The following is a 1,101-nucleotide window of genomic DNA, read 5'->3' on the forward strand; positions in this document are numbered from 1 at the left end:
GCATTGCTGTTTGTAGCCCCGTCAAGCAACGCAACGGCTACTGATGACATTGTTGTCTGCACGTCCTTGCCTGCAAATGCGTCGTTGATCAGGACGGGTGGGGGCCACAAAATCATATTTACCGTGGCAAATCCAGCTGACGCCGCCGTTGACCTAACCGCTTATTACTTCGATTCAGGCATGCTTCGACTGAGCGCGGTAGAGAAAGAAAACAACCAATCTTTGCGTACGTTGGCACCCATAGTGTCGCCAGGCGTTGCGCCGATCAGAATTCGAGCCAAAGAGAATTTTGTTCTGGAGTTCGACCTGGCATCCATCTTTCCCGACTTGGAATCGGTGCTCATGCGGTCGGCTGTCGCCGTCTCCTGGAGACTCAAGCTGAACCCAGAACCGGGCTGTTTCTCGGAGATTGTCGAGACTAGCCTCACCATTCCGAAGAGCATCGCAACCCCCTGATTGGAGTCGAACAGGCTCTTTCAGACGCGATGCATTTGCGCAGTCACTTTACACCGGCAGCCATCCGGGCACGCATCGCCATGCTTTGCAGATAAAGCCAGTCGTAGCTTTGTGCCAAAGGAATCGAGCGCGACCTGTAAGAGATACCGGGGATAGACGGCCAGTGTCGACTCACCATGGTTTCCCAGCACGTCCCCTCCCCCGACCGAAAGACACAAGTCATCGGCTGGACTGGGTAGATCGTAATCCCCGGCCTGCTCAGGGGAGCCTGGTGCATCGACGTCCCCCCGCCTTGAGTAGCGGTTCGGTTTGAGTCCGGGATTTACTGTAACTGTTTTGCGTAGGCGGCGGGCGTCAGCCCGCCCAGTGCCATCTTCGGTCGTTCCTCGTTGTATTCACGGCGCCAGTTTTCGATCTCGGTTCGCGCGTGCAGCAGGCTGGGAAACCAGTGCTCGTTGAGGCATTCGTCGCGTAGCCGTCCGTTGAATGATTCGATGTAAGCGTTCTGGTTCGGCTTGCCGGGCTCGATAAGCCGCAGCTGCACGCCACGGTCGTGAGCCCAGGCGACCATGGCCGCGCCACAGAACTCCTTTCCGTAGTACCTTCCGAAGCATGATTTAGTGGGCAGCCATCGTCGACGAGAGC

2 protein-coding genes are annotated in these 1,101 nt (G+C 56.9%); one reads left to right on the top strand and one right to left on the bottom strand.

Annotated features, from left to right (window positions below):
- The coding region (locus tag AC1DT2_RS24185) for a hypothetical protein (protein WP_477299267.1) at positions 1-456 on the top strand (456 nt) is incomplete at its 5' end.
- A 322-nt stretch (positions 457-778) separates the two neighbouring features.
- Here the strand turns inward: AC1DT2_RS24185 and AC1DT2_RS24190 are convergent.
- Positions 779-1,101 (bottom strand): integrase core domain-containing protein (locus tag AC1DT2_RS24190; protein WP_477299269.1); only part of this gene is annotated, 323 nt, incomplete at its 5' end.

It is taken from the genome of Luteibacter sp. P4_E6 (genome assembly GCF_056401535.1).